The organism is Pseudomonas sp. FP215, from assembly GCF_030687795.1.
In the GTDB taxonomy this organism is placed as follows: domain Bacteria; phylum Pseudomonadota; class Gammaproteobacteria; order Pseudomonadales; family Pseudomonadaceae; genus Aquipseudomonas; species Aquipseudomonas salmasensis.
The window spans coordinates 5,594,153-5,611,805 of record NZ_CP117447.1 but is presented as its reverse complement, the minus strand read 5'-3'; the positions used below and the strand labels follow the sequence as shown (position 1 = coordinate 5,611,805).

Here is a 17,653-nt window from a genome sequence, read left to right as displayed (position 1 = left end):
AAAGTCCATGAGCGAACGTCCCGAAGAGCCAAACCAGGCTTCCGACGCCGAAAGCATGCTGCCGATCGATGAACATGTCGAAGAAGGGCATGACGCCGAAGGCCGCAAGGTCCGGCATCGTGGCATCTATCTGCTGCCTAACCTGTTCACCACGGCGAATCTGTTTGCCGGCTTCTACTCCATCATCAACTCCATGAGTGCCCAGAGTGCGCTGGCGGCGGGTGATGCGGCGAGTGCCAGCAAATACTTCGGTTTTGCCGCGATCGCAATCTTCGTGGCCATGGTGCTCGACGGCCTGGACGGGCGTGTGGCGCGTATGACCAATACCCAAAGTGCCTTCGGCGCCGAGTACGACTCGCTGTCGGACATGGTTGCCTTTGGTGTCGCTCCCGCACTGCTGGCGTTTGCCTGGGCGTTGGGTGACATGGGCAAGGTCGGCTGGATGGTTGCCTTCATCTATGTCGCGGGCGCCGCTTTGCGCCTGGCACGCTTCAACACCCAGGTGGGGACTGCCGACAAACGCTACTTCATCGGCCTTGCCAGCCCGGCAGCGGCGGGTGTTGTCGCGGGGATTGTCTGGGCGTTCAGCGACTACGGGATTCAGGGGTCGAAGATGTCGTTCCTGGTTGCCCTGATGGTGGCGGCGGCCGGCATGCTGATGGTCAGCAACATCAAGTACAACAGCTTCAAGGAGTTCGACCTCAAGGGGCGCGTGCCTTTCGTGGCCATCCTTGTGGTGGTGCTGGTGTTTGCGGTGGTGTTCAGTGATCCGCCGCGTATTTTGCTGCTGGCGTTCCTGGCCTATGCCGCTTCGGGCCCGATTCAATACTTGTTGCGTCTGCGTCGGGACAAAACATTGCCTTAATGTAATTTCCCCCATACTCCGCAGTCTATTGGTGCATCAGTTCTCCAACGCTGCGGAGTTACCATGTTAATCAAATTACCCAAAGCGTCCGATTGTCACGAATCGGATGTCACGCCTGAATCCTTCTACCTCTCTCGCCGTAGCCTGCTCGGCGGCGCGCTTGCCGGTATTGCCGCCAGCAGCTTGCCGCGTTGGGCCAGTGCGGGTGATGCTTCGCGGTATGCCGACGTCGAGCCCGGCAGCGCACCCAACTGGTTTACGGAAAAACTACCGGGTACGAAATGGCAGGCGGTGACGGTCAAAGATGAGGCCATCACGCCTTTCAAGGACGCCACCCACTACAACAACTTCTATGAGTTCGGGACAGGCAAGGGCGACCCGGCGACGAATGCGGGCTCGCTCAAGACGCAGCCCTGGAGCGTGGTGATAGATGGTGAAGTCGCAAAGCCTGGGCGCTATGCCCTGGAGGACTTCATGAAACCCTATGAGCTGGAAGAGCGCATCTACCGTCTGCGCTGTGTCGAGGCATGGTCCATGGTGATTCCGTGGATAGGCTTTCCCATCTCGGCGTTGCTCAAGCAGGTCGAGCCTACCTCTAAAGCCAAGTACATCCGTTTTGAAACCCTTCAGGATCCCAAGAGCATGCCTGGGCAACGCTCAAGTTTCGGCTTGATCGACTGGCCTTATGTAGAAGGGCTGCGCCTGGATGAGGCGATGAATCCGCTGGCGATCCTTGCTGTGGGTATGTATGGGCGGGAGTTGCCTAACCAGAACGGCGCGCCGTTGCGCCTGGTGGTGCCGTGGAAGTATGGCTTCAAGAGTGTGAAGTCCATCGTGCGGATCAGTCTGGTCAGTGAGCAGCCGAAAACCACCTGGCAGAGTATTGCGGCTGATGAGTATGGGTTTTATGCGAATGTGAACCCTACGGTCGATCATCCACGCTGGACCCAGGCGCGTGAGCGCCGTCTGCCGAGCGGCCTGTTTAGTCCGAATGTGCGCGAGACGCAGATGTTCAATGGCTATTCAGATGAGGTCGCTTCTTTATATACCGGTCTCGATCTGCGGAAGAACTACTGATGCGCTATCCCATCTGGCGCATCGGCGTGTTTGTAGCCGCCGCAGTGTGGCCATTGCTCTGGTTGTATGAGGCGTGGAGTTCTGCGCTAGGGCCTGACCCTGGCAAGGTGCTGGTTGATCGCCTGGGTTTGGGCACGTTGATTCTATTGCTGATCACGCTTGCCATGACGCCGCTGCAGAAGTTGAGCGGTTGGGCGGGGTGGATAGCGGTGCGTCGACAGTTGGGGTTGTGGTGCTTTGCTTATGTCGTGCTGCACCTGGCGGCCTATTGCGTGTTTGTCCTGGGGCTGGATTGGTCGCAGCTCGGCGTAGAGTTGAGCAAGCGGCCCTACATCATTGTGGGTGCGCTGGGGTTTGTTGCTCTCCTGATGCTGGCCGTCACGTCGAACCGCTACAGTCAGCGCCGGTTGGGGAGCCGCTGGAAGAAGCTGCACCGCTTGGTCTATGTGATTCTTGGGCTCGGTTTGCTGCACATGTTATGGATAGTGCGAGCGGATCTGAAGGAGTGGGCTATCTACGCTTCTATAGGTGCGCTGCTTCTATTGCTGCGGGTGCCCCCAGTAATGCGCCGGATCCCTCGCCTTATTGCTAAAAAACCGCCTTCTGCAACAAAAGCGTAATTAAGCCTTGACGGCAGATTCTGGAAGCCTATAATTCGCCCCACTTCCGGCGCAGTCGAAACGGAAAACTCCTTGGTAATCAATGAGTTACGTAGTTCTCGACAGCAAGTTGCTTCAGTTCATCGAAGCCAAAAGGAAGTTGAAAAAGAGGTGTTGACAGCAGCGTGTAACGCTGTAGAATTCGCCTCCCGCTTACGAGAGATCGCAAGCGCAAGTGGTTGAAGTTGTTGAAGAATTCTTCGAAAACTTCTGAAAATAACCACTTGACAGCAAATGAGGCTGCTGTAGAATGCGCGCCTCGGTTGAGACGAAAGATCTTAACCAACCGCTCTTTAACAACTGAATCAAGCAATTCGTGTGGGTGCTTGTGGAGTTAGACTGATAGTCAACAAGATTATCAGCATCACAAGTTACTCCGCGAGAAATCAAAGATGTAACCAACGATTGCTGAGCCAAGTTTAGGGTTTCTTAAAAACCCAAAGATGTTTGAACTGAAGAGTTTGATCATGGCTCAGATTGAACGCTGGCGGCAGGCCTAACACATGCAAGTCGAGCGGTAGAGAGAAGCTTGCTTCTCTTGAGAGCGGCGGACGGGTGAGTAATGCCTAGGAATCTGCCTGGTAGTGGGGGATAACGTTCGGAAACGGACGCTAATACCGCATACGTCCTACGGGAGAAAGCAGGGGACCTTCGGGCCTTGCGCTATCAGATGAGCCTAGGTCGGATTAGCTAGTTGGTGAGGTAATGGCTCACCAAGGCGACGATCCGTAACTGGTCTGAGAGGATGATCAGTCACACTGGAACTGAGACACGGTCCAGACTCCTACGGGAGGCAGCAGTGGGGAATATTGGACAATGGGCGAAAGCCTGATCCAGCCATGCCGCGTGTGTGAAGAAGGTCTTCGGATTGTAAAGCACTTTAAGTTGGGAGGAAGGGTTGTAGATTAATACTCTGCAATTTTGACGTTACCGACAGAATAAGCACCGGCTAACTCTGTGCCAGCAGCCGCGGTAATACAGAGGGTGCAAGCGTTAATCGGAATTACTGGGCGTAAAGCGCGCGTAGGTGGTTTGTTAAGTTGGATGTGAAATCCCCGGGCTCAACCTGGGAACTGCATTCAAAACTGACTGACTAGAGTATGGTAGAGGGTGGTGGAATTTCCTGTGTAGCGGTGAAATGCGTAGATATAGGAAGGAACACCAGTGGCGAAGGCGACCACCTGGACTAATACTGACACTGAGGTGCGAAAGCGTGGGGAGCAAACAGGATTAGATACCCTGGTAGTCCACGCCGTAAACGATGTCAACTAGCCGTTGGAAGCCTTGAGCTTTTAGTGGCGCAGCTAACGCATTAAGTTGACCGCCTGGGGAGTACGGCCGCAAGGTTAAAACTCAAATGAATTGACGGGGGCCCGCACAAGCGGTGGAGCATGTGGTTTAATTCGAAGCAACGCGAAGAACCTTACCAGGCCTTGACATCCAATGAACTTTCTAGAGATAGATTGGTGCCTTCGGGAGCATTGAGACAGGTGCTGCATGGCTGTCGTCAGCTCGTGTCGTGAGATGTTGGGTTAAGTCCCGTAACGAGCGCAACCCTTGTCCTTAGTTACCAGCACGTATGGTGGGCACTCTAAGGAGACTGCCGGTGACAAACCGGAGGAAGGTGGGGATGACGTCAAGTCATCATGGCCCTTACGGCCTGGGCTACACACGTGCTACAATGGTCGGTACAGAGGGTTGCCAAGCCGCGAGGTGGAGCTAATCCCATAAAACCGATCGTAGTCCGGATCGCAGTCTGCAACTCGACTGCGTGAAGTCGGAATCGCTAGTAATCGCGAATCAGAATGTCGCGGTGAATACGTTCCCGGGCCTTGTACACACCGCCCGTCACACCATGGGAGTGGGTTGCACCAGAAGTAGCTAGTCTAACCTTCGGGAGGACGGTTACCACGGTGTGATTCATGACTGGGGTGAAGTCGTAACAAGGTAGCCGTAGGGGAACCTGCGGCTGGATCACCTCCTTAATCGACGACATCAGCTGCTCCATAAGTTCCCACGAATTGCTTGATTCATTGAAGATGACGAAAAGAAGCAGCCCGAAATTGGGTCTGTAGCTCAGTTGGTTAGAGCGCACCCCTGATAAGGGTGAGGTCGGCAGTTCGAATCTGCCCAGACCCACCAATTTTGTGTGGGAAACGCCTGTAGAAATACGGGGCCATAGCTCAGCTGGGAGAGCGCCTGCCTTGCACGCAGGAGGTCAACGGTTCGATCCCGTTTGGCTCCACCACTACTGCTTCTGTTTGTATAAAGCTTAGAAATGAGCATTCCATCGTTGTGATGGTGAATGTTGATTTCTAGTCTTTGACTAGTTCGTTCTTTAAAAATTTGGGTATGTGATAGAAAGATAGACTGAACGTTACTTTCACTGGTAACGGATCAGGCTAAGGTAAAATTTGTGAGTTCTCTTAATTGAGAAATTCGAATTTTCGGCGAATGTCGTCTTCACAGTATAACCAGATTGCTTGGGGTTATATGGTCAAGTGAAGAAGCGCATACGGTGGATGCCTTGGCAGTCAGAGGCGATGAAAGACGTGGTAGCCTGCGAAAAGCTTCGGGGTGTCGGCAAACAGACTTTGATCCGGAGATGTCTGAATGGGGGAACCCAGCCATCATAAGATGGTTATCTTGTACTGAATACATAGGTGCAAGAAGCGAACCAGGGGAACTGAAACATCTAAGTACCCTGAGGAAAAGAAATCAACCGAGATTCCCTTAGTAGTGGCGAGCGAACGGGGACTAGCCCTTAAGTGGCTTTGAGATTAGCGGAACGCTCTGGAAAGTGCGGCCATAGTGGGTGATAGCCCTGTACGCGAAAATCTCTTAGTCATGAAATCGAGTAGGACGGAGCACGAGAAACTTTGTCTGAATATGGGGGGACCATCCTCCAAGGCTAAATACTACTGACTGACCGATAGTGAACTAGTACCGTGAGGGAAAGGCGAAAAGAACCCCGGAGAGGGGAGTGAAATAGATCCTGAAACCGTATGCGTACAAGCAGTGGGAGCCCACTTTGTTGGGTGACTGCGTACCTTTTGTATAATGGGTCAGCGACTTATTTTCAGTGGCGAGCTTAACCGAATAGGGGAGGCGTAGCGAAAGCGAGTCTTAATAGGGCGTCTAGTCGCTGGGAATAGACCCGAAACCGGGCGATCTATCCATGGGCAGGTTGAAGGTTGGGTAACACTAACTGGAGGACCGAACCGACTACCGTTGAAAAGTTAGCGGATGACCTGTGGATCGGAGTGAAAGGCTAATCAAGCTCGGAGATAGCTGGTTCTCCTCGAAAGCTATTTAGGTAGCGCCTCATGTATCACTGTAGGGGGTAGAGCACTGTTTCGGCTAGGGGGTCATCCCGACTTACCAAACCGATGCAAACTCCGAATACCTACAAGTGCCGAGCATGGGAGACACACGGCGGGTGCTAACGTCCGTCGTGAAAAGGGAAACAACCCAGACCGTCAGCTAAGGTCCCAAAGTTATGGTTAAGTGGGAAACGATGTGGGAAGGCTTAGACAGCTAGGAGGTTGGCTTAGAAGCAGCCACCCTTTAAAGAAAGCGTAATAGCTCACTAGTCGAGTCGGCCTGCGCGGAAGATGTAACGGGGCTCAAACCATACACCGAAGCTACGGGTATCACGTAAGTGATGCGGTAGAGGAGCGTTCTGTAAGCCTGTGAAGGTGAGTTGAGAAGCTTGCTGGAGGTATCAGAAGTGCGAATGCTGACATGAGTAACGATAATGGGTGTGAAAAACACCCACGCCGAAAGACCAAGGTTTCCTGCGCAACGTTAATCGACGCAGGGTTAGTCGGTCCCTAAGGCGAGGCTGAAAAGCGTAGTCGATGGAAAACAGGTTAATATTCCTGTACTTCTGGTTATTGCGATGGAGGGACGGAGAAGGCTAGGCCAGCTTGGCGTTGGTTGTCCAAGTTTAAGGTGGTAGGCTGGAATCTTAGGTAAATCCGGGATTCTAAGGCCGAGAGCTGATGACGAGTTAACTTTTAGTTAACGAAGTGGTTGATGCCATGCTTCCAAGAAAAGCTTCTAAGCTTCAGGTAACCAGGAACCGTACCCCAAACCGACACAGGTGGTTGGGTAGAGAATACCAAGGCGCTTGAGAGAACTCGGGTGAAGGAACTAGGCAAAATGGCACCGTAACTTCGGGAGAAGGTGCGCCGGTGAGGGTGAAGGACTTGCTCCGTAAGCTCATGCCGGTCGAAGATACCAGGCCGCTGCGACTGTTTATTAAAAACACAGCACTCTGCAAACACGAAAGTGGACGTATAGGGTGTGACGCCTGCCCGGTGCCGGAAGGTTAATTGATGGGGTTAGCTAACGCGAAGCTCTTGATCGAAGCCCCGGTAAACGGCGGCCGTAACTATAACGGTCCTAAGGTAGCGAAATTCCTTGTCGGGTAAGTTCCGACCTGCACGAATGGCGTAACGATGGCGGCGCTGTCTCCACCCGAGACTCAGTGAAATTGAAATCGCTGTGAAGATGCAGTGTATCCGCGGCTAGACGGAAAGACCCCGTGAACCTTTACTATAGCTTTGCACTGGACTTTGAATTTGCTTGTGTAGGATAGGTGGGAGGCTTTGAAGCGTGGACGCCAGTCTGCGTGGAGCCATCCTTGAAATACCACCCTGGCAACTTTGAGGTTCTAACTCAGGTCCGTTATCCGGATCGAGGACAGTGTATGGTGGGTAGTTTGACTGGGGCGGTCTCCTCCTAAAGAGTAACGGAGGAGTACGAAGGTGCGCTCAGACCGGTCGGAAATCGGTCGTAGAGTATAAAGGCAAAAGCGCGCTTGACTGCGAGACAGACACGTCGAGCAGGTACGAAAGTAGGTCTTAGTGATCCGGTGGTTCTGTATGGAAGGGCCATCGCTCAACGGATAAAAGGTACTCCGGGGATAACAGGCTGATACCGCCCAAGAGTTCATATCGACGGCGGTGTTTGGCACCTCGATGTCGGCTCATCACATCCTGGGGCTGAAGCCGGTCCCAAGGGTATGGCTGTTCGCCATTTAAAGTGGTACGCGAGCTGGGTTTAGAACGTCGTGAGACAGTTCGGTCCCTATCTGCCGTGGACGTTTGAGATTTGAGAGGGGCTGCTCCTAGTACGAGAGGACCGGAGTGGACGAACCTCTGGTGTTCCGGTTGTCACGCCAGTGGCATTGCCGGGTAGCTATGTTCGGAATAGATAACCGCTGAAAGCATCTAAGCGGGAAACTAGCCTCAAGATGAGATCTCACTGGAACCTTGAGTTCCCTGAAGGGCCGTCGAAGACTACGACGTTGATAGGTTGGGTGTGTAAGCGCTGTGAGGCGTTGAGCTAACCAATACTAATTGCCCGTGAGGCTTGACCATATAACACCCAAGCAATTTGACTACTCTAACGAGCATCAGATTGCGGTGTGTGAAGACGAAAATGAACCGAAAGTTCGACGCTCACAAAACACCGAGATCTATCACTTACCCAATTTGCTGAAGCGAGGCCAGCTGGCCACGACTCAGTACCCGAATTTCTTGACGACCATAGAGCATTGGAACCACCTGATCCCATCCCGAACTCAGCAGTGAAACGATGCATCGCCGATGGTAGTGTGGGGTTTCCCCATGTGAGAGTAGGTCATCGTCAAGATTAAATTCCGAAACCCCAATTGCGAAAGCAGTTGGGGTTTTGTTTTGGGCGCTCGAAAAGTGTCCACCTTGTCCCCGTACACCTGTTCGTCCTGTGTCCGCCCCGTGCACCACAGTGCTAAAGTCCATCCCTCGATTTTGCTTTTCCCAAGGAAGCCGTTATGCCGGACGCGACGTCCCTCAGCCCTGGATTCATGGTGGTTCATGGCAACCGCCTGGACGAGCTGCGAAGCCTGGTGGTCAGTTGGATGCGCCGTTACCCACTGGCGCCTTTGGAAAACGAAATCGCCCTGGTACAAAGCAACGGCATTGCCCAGTGGCTCAAGCTGGCCTTGGCCGAAGACCCGCAAGCCGATGATATGGGCGGCTGTGGCATTGCCGCAGCCATCGACGTGCAACTGCCTGGCAGCTTTATGTGGCAGCTTTATCGCATGGTCTTGGGCCGTGATGAGATCCCGCCCAAGTCCCTGCTTGATAAAGCCCCGCTGACCTGGCGCCTCATGCGCCTGTTACCCGAGCTGATCGATCAACCGCACTTCGAGCCGCTGCAACGCTTCCTGACGCAAGATACCGATCTGCGCAAACGCTACCAACTCGCCGAGCGCCTGGCTGACTTGTTCGACCAATACCAGGTCTACCGTGCTGACTGGCTGGAAGATTGGGCCGCAGGCCGGCACCAACTGCGCAATGGTCGAGGCGAGTCCAAACCGCTCAACCCAGCCAACTGTTGGCAAGCCGAGCTATGGCGCGCGCTGCTGTTGGATGTAGGTGAAGCAGGCATGGCCGAAAGCCGGGCCGGCGTTCATCAGCGCTTCATCGAGCGCATCAACAGCCTTGAACAAGCACCTCCCGGCTTGCCTCCCCGGGTGATTGTCTTCGGCATCTCATCGCTGCCGGCCCAGGCGCTGGAAGCCTTGGCGGGCCTGGCCCGTTTCAGCCAAGTCCTGCTCTGCGTGCATAACCCCTGCCGCCATCATTGGTCGGACATCGTCGCCGACAAAGACTTATTGCGTAACGAATACAAACGCCAGGCGCGCAAAGCGGGCATGCCCGTCACTATCGACCCACAAACCTTGCACCAGCACGCCCATCCGCTGCTTGCTGCCTGGGGCAAGCAGGGCCGTGATTACATCAGTTTGCTGGACAGCTACGATGACCCCAACAGCTACCGTGCGGCATTCCGCGACGGTCGTATCGACCTGTTCAGCGACAGCGAACCCACCACGCTACTCAACCAACTCCAGGACGATATCCTCGAACTGCGACCGTTGAATGAAACCCGTGAACGGTGGCCCGCTGTCGACTTGCAACGCGATACTTCGATCCGTTTCCATATCGCCCACAGCGCCCAGCGCGAAGTGGAAATCCTCCACGACCAATTACTTCATCGCTTCAGCGCTGACCCCACACTGCGTCCTCGGGACATCATCGTCATGGTCCCCGACGTCGACAGCTACGCGCCGCATATTCGCGCGGTCTTCGGCCAGCTCGAACGCCATGACCCACGCTTCATCCCCTTCACCCTCACAGACCAAGGCCAACGCGGTCGCGACCCGCTGTTGATCGCCGTCGAGCACTTGCTCAAACTTCCCGACAGCCGCTTCCCTGTCAGCGAAATCCTCGACCTGCTTGACGTCCCCGCCTTGCGCGAACGCTTCGCCATCAAAGAGCGTGATCTGCCCACCTTGCATCGCTGGATCGAAGGCGCCGGCATCCGCTGGGGCCTGAATGCCGAGCAACGCGCCGGTTTAGGCCTGCCCACGGAACTGGAGCAAAACAGTTGGCGATTCGGCCTGCGCCGTATGCTGCTGGGCTATGCCGTCGGCACTGGCTCGGCCTGCGACGGTATTGAGCCTTATGACGAAATCGGTGGCCTCGATGCGGCCTTGATCGGCCCGCTGGTCGCCTTGCTTGACGCCTTGAACGATGCCCATCAAGCGTTATCGGAAGCCGCCTCGCCGCAAGCCTGGGGCGAGCGTCTACAGCGCTTGATGCAGCTGTTTTTCCTGCCCAGCAGCGAGCACGATGACTACCTGCTCGGCCAGCTCGAGCAGTTAAGAGAAACCTGGCTGGAAACTTGCGAGTCCGTCGGCTTGCAAGACGAGTTACCCCTCACGGTAGTACGTGAGGCATGGCTGGCCGGATTGGATCAGGGGCGCCTGTCCCAGCGCTTCCTGGCGGGAGCGGTCAATTTTTGTACGCTGATGCCCATGCGCGCGATCCCGTTCAAGCTGGTTTGCCTGCTGGGCATGAACGACGGCGATTACCCGCGGGCCCAGCCACCCCTGGATTTTGACCTGATGGGCAGTGATTACCGCCCCGGCGACCGTTCTCGCCGCGAAGACGACCGCTACTTACTGCTCGAAGCGCTGCTGTCGGCCCGTGACCAGCTGTATATCAGCTGGGTAGGCCGCAGCATCCGTGACAACAGTGATCGCCCGGCCTCGGTGCTGATCGGCCAACTGCGCGACCACTTGGCCAGCGGCTGGCAGCACACCAGCGACGATCAGCCGCTGATCGACGCAATGACCCAGGAGCACCCGCTGCAACCCTTCAGCGCCCGCTACTTCCACGAAGGTGACCCGCTGTTCAGCTATGCCCGCGAATGGCAATTGCTACATCAGGCGCCGGCGGTCATCACCCAAGAGCAAGGCTTGGCCCCTCACCAACAGGAAGAACCCCTGAGCCTTGGCCAGTTACAGGACTTCCTGCGCAATCCGGTCAAACACTTCTTCAGCCAGCGCCTGAAAGTATTCTTCGAAGCCGCCGAAGTGCCCCTGGCTGACGAAGAACCCTTCGTGCTGGACGCGTTGCAACGTTACAACCTCAGCGACAGCCTGTTGAACGCGGCGCTTACTCAACCCGATCAGCTTGATCAGGCGCTCAACGCCCAGGCCCTGCGCCTGCAAGGCAGCGGCCTGCTGCCGATGGTGGGTTTCGGTGAATGCCTGCGTAACGAGCTGATCGAGCCGTTGCCGGACCTGGTGCAACGCTACCAACACCTTCTGGCGCTGTGGCCCACCCCGCATACCGGCGCTGAACCGATCAGCTTTGCGTACCAGGGCATCCAGCTCGAAGGTTGGATCAGCGGCCTGCACCGACGCAGTGATGGCGGACTGTTGAGTGTCACCACCATCCCCAATAGCATCGGCTCAATCAAGACACGCAAGTGGCATCGCCTCATCCGCCCCTGGGTCAATCACGTGGTGGCCTGCGCCTGTGGCCTGCCCTTGAGCACCAGTCTGGTAGCCAGTGACGACACCTTGTTGTTGGCCCCGCTGGACAAGGCCAGCGCCGAGGACATCCTCGGCAACCTGCTTTTGGCCTGGCACACGGGCATGAGTGCGCCGCTACCGGTCGCAGTGAAAACCGCGTTCGCCTGGCTCGGCCAGACTGATCCCGCCAAGGCCCAAGCGGCTGCGAGCAAAGCCTATGAAGGCGATGGCATCACCACTGACGGCGAACGCCGCGAAACGCCCGCCCTCACGCGGCAATTTCCCGACTACGCGGCCTTGGTCGCCAGCGAAGAATTCGAAGGCTGGTGCGAAACCTTGTATCGCCCGCTGATCAACGCCCCCTGGCGATCGCTTTCCAGCACGGAGGCCAACGCATGATCGGCAAACCCTTGGCCCTGGCGTTCCCGCTCAAAGGCAGCCAGTTGATTGAAGCCAGTGCCGGCACCGGCAAGACCTTCACCATCTCCGCCTTATACCTGCGCCTGGTGCTCGGCCACGGCGGCGATGAATCCGGTTTCGGCCGCGAGCTGCTGCCACCGCAAATCCTCGTGGTGACGTTCACCGACGCGGCCACCAAAGAGCTGCGAGAACGCATTCGCATCCGCCTGGCCGAAGCCGCGCGCTTCTTCCGTGACGAAATCGAACAGCCCGATACGCTGATTGCCGACCTGCGCGAGCACTATGATCCGCAGCAATGGCCGGCCTGTGCCAATCGCCTGGACATCGCCGCGCAATGGATGGATGAAGCGGCGGTTTCGACGATCCACAGTTGGTGCCAGCGCATGCTGCGCGAACACGCGTTCGACAGTGGCAGCCTGTTCACACAAACCCTGGAAACCGACCATAGCGACCTGCTGGGCGAAGTGCTGCGCGACTACTGGCGCTTGTTCTGCTACCCAATGCATGACGATGCCCTCAACTGGGTGCGCAATAATTGGGGCGGCCCCGCGGCCCTGATGCCACGGGTGCGTGCATTGTTCGGCAGCGAGCGGCCCTCCGACGAAACCCGCGAGCCAGCCGAACTGATCAGCACCTGCCTGCAAGAGCGCCGCGCCGCGCTGGTTACCCTCAAGGCACCTTGGCAACAATGGGCCGCCGAGCTGCGGGATATCTGCCTGCAAGCCGTCGCCGCCAAAGCGGTCGATGGGCGCAAGATGCAAGCGCGTTACATCGAACCCTGGTTCGAAAAGATCAGCGCCTGGGCCGCTGACGAAACCCTGGAACAACTGGATATCGGCACCGGCTTTACCCGCCTGACGCCCGATGGCATGGCCGAAGCCTGGAAAGGCGAGCCGCCGCAGCACCCCGGCATCCAAGCCATGGCCGGCCTCAAAGCCAGCCTCGACGCCTTGCCAACGCCTGACGCCGCGGTGCTGCAACACGCTGCCGGTTGGGTTGGCAAACGCTTCGAAGAAGAGAAACGTCGCCGCGCCGAGATGGGGTTTGACGACATGCTGATCCGCCTCAACGCCGCCCTCCAGGCAGACGGGGGCGAGCGCCTGGCCAGTGTGATCCGCGAGCAATTCCCGGTGGCCCTGATCGACGAATTCCAAGACACCGACCCGGTGCAATACAGCATCTTCGACAGCATCTACCGCATCGAGGAAAACCACCTCGACAGCGGCCTGTTCTTGATCGGCGACCCCAAGCAGGCGATCTACGCCTTTCGCGGCGCCGACATCTACACCTACCTGCGCGCCCGGCAGGCCACCACCGGCCGCCATCACACCCTGGGCACCAACTTCCGTTCCAGCCATGCGATGGTCGAGGCGGTGAACCATGTGTTCCAGCGTGCCGAAACCGGCCGTGGTGCGTTCCTGTTTCGCCAGCCCAGCGGCGATAACCCGGTGCCGTTCCATTCGGTACTGTCCCAAGGCCGTAGCGAGCAGTTGCAGGTCGACGGCCATACGCTGCCGGCCATGAACCTTTGGCACCTGCCCACCGACCAGCCGATTTCCAACGCGGTTTACCGTCAGCAACTGGCCGCCGCCTGCGCCACGCAGATCGTTGCGTTGCTCAATGGTGGCCAGCAAGGCAGCGCAGGTTTTGTCAAAGCGGGGCGCTTGAAGGGCGTGTTGCCGTCAGACATCGCCATCCTCGTGCGCGACGGCAAGGAAGCCCAAGCCGTACGTGCCGAACTGGCCAGCCGTGGCGTGCGCAGTGTGTACCTGTCGGATAAAGACTCGGTGTTTGCCGCCCAGGAAGCCCATGACCTGCTGGCCTGGCTCAAGGCGTGCGCCGAGCCGGACGTCGAACGGCCATTAAGGGCGGCCCTGGCCTGCGTCACCCTGAACCTGTCCCTGGCGGAGCTGGAACGTCTGAACCAGGACGAACTGGCGTGGGAATCGCGGGTGATGCAGTTTCGTGGCTACCGTGCCATCTGGCGTACCCAAGGCGTGTTGCCGATGCTGCGTCGCCTGCTCCACGACTTCAAGCTACCGCAAACCCTCATCGCCCGCAGTGATGGCGAGCGGGTGCTGACCAACCTGTTGCACCTCAGTGAGTTGTTGCAACAGGCCGCCTCGGAACTGGATGGCGAGCAGGCGTTGATCCGTCATTTGGCCGAGCATCTGGCGCTGTCGGGGCAGGCCGGTGAAGAGCAGATCCTGCGTCTGGAAAGCGATGAGCAACTGGTCAAAGTGGTGACCATCCACAAATCCAAGGGCCTGGAATACGACTTGGTGTTCTTGCCGTTCATCTGTTCGGCCAAGCCCGTGGATGGCAGTCGCTTGCCGCTGCATTACCACGATGAACAGGGCAAGTCCCAGGTTAGCCTACGACCCACGGCCGAGCTGATCGCCCAAGCCGATGACGAGCGTCTGGCGGAAGACCTGCGTTTGTTCTACGTGGCCTTGACCCGCGCCAAACACGCCTGCTGGCTGGGCATCGCCGACCTCAAGCGCGGCAATAACAGCAGCTCGGTCTTGCACCTGTCGGCATTGGGCTATTTGCTCGGTGCCGGCGCGTCGTTGGGCGAATCAGCGGGTCTGGCGCGCTGGTTGTTGGACTTGCAGCAAGGCTGCGCGGCCATCCGTTATGACCTTGTGCCAGACGCCCAAGACATCCAGTTCCACCCGCCGCGCAACCAAGCGACCTTGCTTGCGCCGTTGCTGCCTGTACGCAAGGCCGCGGAAAACTGGTGGATTGCCTCCTACAGCGCCTTGCGCATCGGCGACAGCATGAGCGCCGCCAGCCTCGAAGCGCCCGAAAGCCCACAGGCCCAGAAGCTGTTCGATGACGAACGCCTCGACCCCGATGCCCCTCGAGAAACGGTCGCCTCCGGTGGGGATATTCACCGTTTTCCACGCGGTCCCAACCCAGGCACCTTCCTTCACGGCTTGTTGGAATGGGCCGGTGAAGAAGGTTTCAACGTGACCCCGGAGGCGATCGAAAAAGCCGTGGGCGCACGCTGCAACCGCCGCAACTGGGAAGGCTGGATCGTCACTCTCAGCGGCTGGCTGGAGCACCTGCTGCAAACGCCGCTGCCGCTGCACAACGACCGCTTCACCCTCAGCGGCCTGCAGCAGTACCAGATCGAGATGGAATTCTGGTTCGCCAGTCACACCGTCGACGTGCTCGCCCTCGACAAACTGGTGTGCCAGCACACCCATGGCGGCGTGTCCCGCGTGGCCGCCGAGCCCGTCCTGCTCAACGGCATGTTCAAAGGCTTTATCGACCTGACGTTCGAGCACGATGGCCGTTACTACGTGGCCGACTACAAATCCAATTGGCTTGGCCCAGACGACTCGGCCTACACCCAGGACGCCATGGAACACTCGATCCTCGAGCATCGGTACGACCTGCAATACGTACTTTACCTGCTGGCCCTGCACCGCCAACTCAAGGCGCGCCTGCCGCATTACGATTATGACCAGCACGTCGGCGGTGCCCTTTACTTGTTCCTGCGCGGTAGCCAGTCGGTGAGCCAGGGCGCGTATTTCACCCGCCCGCCCCGTGAGTTGATCGAAAGCCTGGACCTGTTGTTCCAGGGCAAGCCCATCCCGCCCAAGGTTGAGCCCGCCTGGGAACAAGGAGTGTTGTTATGAGCCTGTCGCCGTTACCGCTGGAGGCGCTTTTGCCGCTTGATCGCGCCGCCGACCTGATGCAGTTGCTTGCGCGTTGGGTCGAGCGGGGTTGGCTGCGGGCCTTGGACAAAGCCTTCGTCGGCTTCCTGTACGAGCTGGACCCAAACGCCGATCCGCTGGTGCTGCTGGCGGCGGCCTTGACCAGCCATCAATTGGGCCATGGCCACGTCTGTCTGGATGTGTTCGAAACCCTCAAGGCGCCGGATTTCGCCCTGTCACTGCCACCCGAAGGCGACCTGCACACCGGCGCCATGCTGCTACCCTCGCAGTTGCTGCACGGCCTGGATGGCGGCCATTGGTGCCATGCCCTGGCTTCAAGCCCGTTGGTCGCGCTGGCCGTCGATGGCAGCGAGGAGGCCCGCAGCCGTCCGTTGGTGTTGTCCGGCAAGCGCCTGTACTTGCGCCGTTACTGGACCTACGAGCGGCGTATCGACCACGCCCTGCGCCTGCGCCTGGCCAGCGTGGAAGACGCCGCCGCCGACCTGCCGCAACGCCTCAATCGCCTGTTCGACCAACCGGCGCCCGATGGGGTGATTGACTGGCAAAAGCTCGCCTGCGCCCTGGCGACCCGCGGCGCCTTCAGTATCGTCACCGGCGGCCCCGGTACCGGCAAGACCACCACCGTGGTGCGCCTGCTCGCGCTGTTGCAGGCGCCGGCCGTGGAGTCCGGCAGCCCGTTGCGCATCCGCCTGGCCGCGCCCACCGGTAAAGCCGCTGCCCGCCTGACCGAATCCATCAGCCAGCAAGTGCTGTCACTGACAGTGCCCGACAACGTGCGGGAAAAAATCCCCACCCAGGTCACCACAGTTCACCGTTTGTTGGGCAGCCGTCCGGGCACCCGGCACTTCCGTCATCACTTGGGCAACCCGTTGCCCTTGGATGTGCTGGTGGTGGATGAAGCCTCGATGATCGACCTGGAAATGATGGCCAACCTGCTTGACGCCTTGCCGCCCCACGCACGCCTGGTATTGCTGGGCGACAAGGACCAACTGGCCTCGGTAGAAGCGGGGGCCGTACTCGGCGATTTGTGCCGCGATGCCGAAGCTGGCTGGTACAGCCCGCAGACTCGCCACTGGTTGCAAGCCGTCAGCGGTGAAGACCTCGGCACCAGCGGCCTGCAAGAGGACCTCAATGGCAGCCATCCCCTGGCCCAGCAAGTGGTGATGCTGCGCTATTCGCGCCGCTTCGGTGAGGGTAGCGGTATCGGCCAACTGGCGCGTTGGGTCAACCAGCAAAACGCTGAAGAGGCTCGCCAGCTGCTGGCCGCAGGCCGCCACGACGACCTGTTTTGTGTCAGCCTCAAGGGCGAACATGACCACGCCCTTGAGCGCCTGGTATTGGATGGGCAGGGCGATGGCGCCCAGGGTTACCGCTACTACCTGAACCTGCTGCAATCGGCGCGTCCCTCTGCCGATACACCGCGTGACGATCCAGCCTGGACCGCTTGGGCGCAACAATTGCTGCACGCCTTCGACGCGTTTCAGCTGCTGTGCGCGGTGCGCAAAGGCCCCTGGGGCGTCGAAGGGCTCAACCTGCGCATCACCGCCGCGTTGCGCAAAGTCCGCCTGATCGAGGGTGACGAGCAGTGGTACGAAGGCCGCCCCGTGCTGATGACCCGCAATGACTACGGCCTGGGCCTGATGAACGGCGACATCGGCATCGCGCTGAAATTGCCCGAAAGCGATGGCGGCCCCCACGTGCTGCGGGTGGCCTTTCCACGTAACGATGGCCAGGGCGGCGTGCGCTTTGTATTGCCCAGCCGCTTGAATGATGTGGAAACCGTGTACGCCATGACCGTGCACAAATCCCAGGGCTCGGAGTTCACTCACACCGCGCTGATCCTGCCGGATGCCCTCAACCCGGTGCTGACCAAAGAGCTGATCTATACCGGTATCACCCGTGCCAAGCGCTGGTTCAGCCTGATCGAGCCCCGGGGCGGCGTGTTTGAGGAAGCGGTGCGGCGCAAGGTCAAGCGCCTAAGTGGATTGATGTTGGAGTTGGACCATCTGTCTGAAAAAAATGACTGATAGGTCAGGCAATATTTCTCATTCAGACGTCTGATTTTTCTGAA

General features: G+C 58.2%; 6 protein-coding genes, 2 tRNA genes and 3 rRNA genes. All 11 read left to right on the top strand.

Annotation, left to right across the window (positions count from 1 at the left end):
• Window positions 1–7: 7 nt before the first annotated feature.
• The 11 genes from pssA (at window position 8) to recD (ending at window position 17,609) form a co-directional block, all read left to right on the top strand.
• The gene (pssA, locus tag PSH76_RS25440) at window positions 8–865 is read left to right on the top strand and encodes a CDP-diacylglycerol--serine O-phosphatidyltransferase (RefSeq protein ID WP_032895300.1); all 858 of its coding nucleotides are present in this window, start codon (window positions 8–10) and stop codon (window positions 863–865) included.
• Between the two features lie 63 nt (window positions 866–928).
• The gene (gene msrP, locus PSH76_RS25435) at window positions 929–1,942 is read left to right on the top strand and encodes a protein-methionine-sulfoxide reductase catalytic subunit MsrP (RefSeq protein ID WP_032895301.1); all 1,014 of its coding nucleotides are present in this window, start codon (window positions 929–931) and stop codon (window positions 1,940–1,942) included.
• A complete protein-coding gene (gene msrQ, locus PSH76_RS25430; RefSeq protein WP_056785095.1) occupies window positions 1,942–2,562 on the top strand; it encodes a protein-methionine-sulfoxide reductase heme-binding subunit MsrQ in 621 nt (206 codons plus the stop codon). Before msrP ends, msrQ begins: the two co-directional genes overlap by 1 nt.
• Window positions 2,563–3,050: 488 nt before the next feature.
• A 16S ribosomal RNA gene (locus PSH76_RS25425) occupies window positions 3,051–4,586 on the top strand.
• Window positions 4,587–4,666: 80 nt separating this feature from the next.
• Window positions 4,667–4,743: transfer RNA gene (locus PSH76_RS25420), tRNA-Ile, on the top strand.
• 30 nt (window positions 4,744–4,773) lie between these two features.
• Window positions 4,774–4,849 (top strand) — tRNA-Ala (locus PSH76_RS25415).
• A 247-nt stretch (window positions 4,850–5,096) separates the two neighbouring features.
• Window positions 5,097–7,988 (top strand): 23S ribosomal RNA (locus PSH76_RS25410).
• A 158-nt stretch (window positions 7,989–8,146) separates the two neighbouring features.
• Window positions 8,147–8,262: ribosomal RNA gene (rrf, locus tag PSH76_RS25405) — 5S ribosomal RNA — on the top strand.
• The 16S, 23S and 5S rRNA genes sit together here with 2 tRNA genes alongside, the layout of an rRNA operon.
• 160 nt (window positions 8,263–8,422) lie before the next feature.
• Window positions 8,423–11,875, top strand: a complete 3,453-nt coding sequence (gene recC / locus PSH76_RS25400) for an exodeoxyribonuclease V subunit gamma (protein WP_305493097.1) — start codon at window positions 8,423–8,425, stop codon at window positions 11,873–11,875.
• Window positions 11,872–15,543, top strand: a complete 3,672-nt coding sequence (gene recB, locus PSH76_RS25395) for an exodeoxyribonuclease V subunit beta (RefSeq protein ID WP_305493096.1) — start codon at window positions 11,872–11,874, stop codon at window positions 15,541–15,543. Before recC ends, recB begins: the two co-directional genes overlap by 4 nt.
• On the top strand, window positions 15,540–17,609 hold the full coding sequence (gene recD, locus PSH76_RS25390) for an exodeoxyribonuclease V subunit alpha (RefSeq protein WP_305493095.1): 2,070 nt from the start codon (window positions 15,540–15,542) through the stop codon (window positions 17,607–17,609). The genes recB and recD overlap by 4 nt, the downstream gene beginning before the upstream one ends.
• Window positions 17,610–17,653: the final 44 nt, after the last annotated feature.

Bases quoted from the DNA above. Each gene is read 5' to 3' on its own strand.
- recB (WP_305493096.1), top strand. From the start codon at position 11,872: ATGATCGGCAAACCCTTGGCCCTGGCGTTCCCGCTCAAAGGCAGCCAG.
- msrP (WP_032895301.1), top strand. From the start codon at position 929: ATGTTAATCAAATTACCCAAAGCGTCCGATTGTCACGAATCGGATGTC.
- recC (WP_305493097.1), top strand. From the start codon at position 8,423: ATGCCGGACGCGACGTCCCTCAGCCCTGGATTCATGGTGGTTCATGGC.
- pssA (WP_032895300.1), top strand. From the start codon at position 8: ATGAGCGAACGTCCCGAAGAGCCAAACCAGGCTTCCGACGCCGAAAGC.
- recD (WP_305493095.1), top strand. From the start codon at position 15,540: ATGAGCCTGTCGCCGTTACCGCTGGAGGCGCTTTTGCCGCTTGATCGC.
- msrQ (WP_056785095.1), top strand. From the start codon at position 1,942: ATGCGCTATCCCATCTGGCGCATCGGCGTGTTTGTAGCCGCCGCAGTG.